We start from the raw sequence: 2969 nt of genomic DNA, 5'->3' as shown, positions 1-2969 counted from the left end.
GGAAGATAATGAAAAAAGTGCTGATTGTGCATTACTCGCAAACGGGGCAGCTCTCCAGCCTGGCGCGAAATTTTGCCACGCCGTTGCAAACAGCCGGCATACAGGTCGATTGCGTCAATATCGTACCGGAGCAGGCGTTTCCGTTTCCGTGGCCGTTTTGGCGTTTTTTCGATACCTTTCCTGAAACCGTCCATTTAAAACCCGCCCCGATTCTGCCGCCGCACATTCCGTCCGAAAATTACGATGTGGTGGCCATTGCCTACACCGTTTGGTTCCTCTCCCCTTCGCAACCGATGACCGCCTTTTTGCAACGCGAAGAAACGCACCGCCTGCTGGACGGCAAACCGGTCATCACGCTTATCGGCTGCCGCAATATGTGGCTGGGCGCGCAAGAGAAAATGAAATCTTTGCTGAAACAAAACGGCGCCAAACTCATCGGCAACATCGTAAAAATCGATGCCTGCAACAGCGCGGCCAGTTTCATTACCACGCCCGCCTGGATGCTGACCGGCGACAAACGCTATTTCCGCTCCCTGCCCTCCGCCGGCATTGCTGAAGAAGAATTGGCGGATGCGGCGCGGTTTGGTGCGAAATTGCGCGATGCACTGTTAAACCAACAGCCTTTGGACGAAACCCTGTTTCAAAACATGGGTGCGGTAACAGTGAATGAAAAACTGATTTTCAGCGAACGTACCGCCGGCCGCAGCTTCTTCATCTGGGGCAAGCTTTTGATGGCGGCAGGCCGTATTTCTCCGCTCTTGCGCCGTGCCTTGTTGTGCTTCTACATCGTCTTTTTATTGGCGATGATTTTGGTGGTTTTACCCATCAGTGTAATTTTGAAAAAACTGCTGCATCCGCTGCTCAAAGGCCGTCTGAAAAAGCTGGCGGATTATTATGAACAACCGTCAGGCAGATAATCTGTTTCAGACGGCCTCAAACCAGGAATCCATCATGCCCGAAGTTATCCACTACCCCGAACGCCGTCGCTTTCAAATCGATATTGACGGTTTGGAAGCAGGCTATATCAGCTATACCGAACATAACGGCGGCTGGGACGTAAACCATACCGTGGTCTCGCCCAACTTCCGTCATCGCGGCATTGCCAAACTGCTGGTGAACGCGCTGATGGAATACGCCGAAACACACCACATCCCGTTGACTGCAAGCTGCGACTACGCGGCGCGGTTTATCGGTTGATTATTTTGACAAACACATCATGACATCGAATAACACTCTCAAAGACGTTTATCTCAACCGCGTTTCTGCCTTTTTGCCCAATGCCCCTGTCGGCAATGACGAAATGGAAGCCGTCCTCGGCATGGCAGGCGATGTACCGTCACGCGTGCGCCGTATGATTTTGCGTTCCAACGGCATTTTGTCGCGCCATTACGCCATCGACCCCGAAAGCCGCCGCACGACGCACACCAATGCCGAATTGGCTGCCGAAGCGGTCAACGGCCTGTTTGCCCAAGGCGTTCCTGCAGAAGCCATCGGCAGTCTGGCCTGCGCTACTTCCTACCCTGACCAAACCATGCCCGGACACGGTGTGATGGTGCATGGTTTGCTGGATATGCCGCCTTGCGAAGTGTTCAGCATGGCAGGCGTATGCGCGGCAGGTATGGCGGCGATGAAACACGCCTACAACGCCGTGCGTACCGGCGAACACGCACATGCAGTTTCCGTTGCTTCCGAAAACGCCTCGGCGGTCATGCGCGGCGAAGTGTTTCAAAGCGAAACCGACCATAAAAAACTGGAAAACGCGTCCCCCGAAATCGGGTTTGAAAAAGACTTTTTGCGCTGGATGCTGTCTGACGGCGCAGGCGCGGTGTATCTGTCCGACCGCCCCAATTCAGACGGCCTCAGCCTGAAAATCCATTGGATAGACCTGCTTTCCTACGCCAACGAAATGCCGCCCTGCATGTATGCCGGCGCAGAATTCCGCGACGGCGTATTTGAAGGTTGGAAACACGCCGATGCCGATTACGGCCGCCGCCACAGCCTGATGGCGGTCAAGCAGGACGTCAAACTGCTAAACGAAAACATCGTCCGCTATACAGTGGAAAAACCTCTCTCCCAAATCGCCGCCAAACACGGCATCCGCGCCGAAGAAATCGATTGGTTCCTGCCTCACTACTCTTCCGGCTTTTTCCGCGACCGCCTTTCAGACGGCCTGAAAAATATCGGCTTCGACATTCCGCAGGAAAAATGGTTTACCAATCTGCACAGCAAGGGCAACACGGGTTCGGCCTCGATTTACATCATCCTTGAAGAATTTATGCGCACTTTCCCCATCGAACACGGCCAAAAAATCCTGTGTTACGTTCCGGAAAGCGGACGCTTTTCAACATGTTTCATGCTTTTGGAAGTAGTAAAGGCCGTCTGAATGAAGATTGACGACATCCCTCAAGACAACAGCGCCAGCTACCACGGCCACCGCAAAGTCATTTACGGCACCCGCGACGGCCACTACGAAGCAGCTACCAGCAACGGTTGGCAGGACGAAGCCTACGCCACCGAAATGGTGGTGTGCGAACTCGATGCCCAAATGCAGGCCGCGCGCGAAGCCGTCGAAAAAGGCGAATATTCGCCGCTGTACTACCATATGTTCCGCTGTCGTTATGATGAAACCGGCTTGGCCATGGCGGCAGGTGTATGGAAATGGCAGCTTCGTCGGCATTTCCGCCCCGAAGTATTCGCCAAACTACCGGCCAAAACCCTGCAAAAATACGCCGATGCCTGCCAAATCAGCATAGACAACCTCAAACAAACCGATATTTAAAGTCCCTCATGATTACCCTACATTCTCTCGAGCAATCCCGCGCCCTGCGCATTGTTTGGCTGCTTGAAATCCTCGGTACGCCCTACCGCCTGCAAACCTACTGCCGTCATCCTGACACTTTGCTCGCCCCTGACGAACTCAAAGCCATCCATCCCTTGGGCAAATCGCCTTTATTGGATGATGACGGCTT

The 2969-nt window shown here is 53.8% G+C and carries 5 protein-coding genes; all 5 read left to right on the top strand.

Features of this window, described 5'->3' with window-relative positions; all coding sequences use genetic code 11:
• Positions 1-8: 8 nt before the first annotated feature.
• Entirely contained in the window at positions 9-917 is a 909-nt protein-coding gene (locus ACTHS3_RS11205; RefSeq protein WP_440367972.1) for a dialkylrecorsinol condensing enzyme, read from the top strand.
• 34 nt (positions 918-951) lie between these two features.
• Complete coding sequence (locus ACTHS3_RS11200) at positions 952-1197, top strand: GNAT family N-acetyltransferase (RefSeq protein ID WP_440367971.1); 246 nt, start codon at positions 952-954, stop codon at positions 1195-1197.
• 19 nt (positions 1198-1216) lie between these two features.
• Positions 1217-2383, top strand: a complete 1167-nt coding sequence (locus ACTHS3_RS11195) for a beta-ketoacyl-ACP synthase III (protein WP_150536941.1) — start codon at positions 1217-1219, stop codon at positions 2381-2383.
• Positions 2384-2779: a hypothetical protein gene (locus ACTHS3_RS11190; RefSeq protein WP_070625097.1), complete on the top strand. Its 396-nt coding sequence runs from the start codon at positions 2384-2386 to the stop codon at positions 2777-2779.
• 8 nt (positions 2780-2787) lie between these two features.
• Positions 2788-2969, top strand: a 182-nt coding sequence (locus ACTHS3_RS11185) for a glutathione S-transferase N-terminal domain-containing protein (RefSeq protein ID WP_440367970.1), incomplete at its 3' end; no start/stop codon positions are given.

This window comes from Neisseria sp. P0009.S007 (genome assembly GCF_051962515.1).
Note: the sequence above shows the minus strand (reverse complement) of the source record. Positions and strands in the feature narration are given on the sequence as shown.